At 67.1% G+C, this 234-nt stretch carries 1 protein-coding gene; it reads right to left on the bottom strand.

Features of this window, described 5'->3' with window-relative positions; all coding sequences use genetic code 11:
- Positions 1-234 (bottom strand): SDR family NAD(P)-dependent oxidoreductase (locus NCT04_RS34365; protein WP_250470313.1); only part of this gene is annotated, 234 nt, incomplete at both ends.

Genomic DNA, 234 nt, shown 5'->3' with positions numbered 1-234 from the left:
TGCTCGCGCTGTACGCGGGCACGAGGCCGCCGCCGAAGAACGTCAGCATCGACGCCGTGTTGACGATAGCGCCACGGGTCTTCGCGAGCAGCGGGCGCGCGGCCGAGCACATGCGCATCGTGCCGTTGAGGTTCACGGCGATCACGCGCTCGAACGTTTCGATATCGTGCTCGTCGCCGCGACGGATCATGCCGGCGCAATTGACGAGCACGTCGAGCGTGTCGAGCGTGGCGA

Origin of the sequence: Caballeronia sp. GAFFF2 (assembly GCF_023631485.1) — a bacterium.
In the GTDB taxonomy this organism is placed as follows: Bacteria; Pseudomonadota; Gammaproteobacteria; order Burkholderiales; family Burkholderiaceae; genus Caballeronia.
Note: the sequence above shows the minus strand (reverse complement) of the source record. Positions and strands in the feature narration are given on the sequence as shown.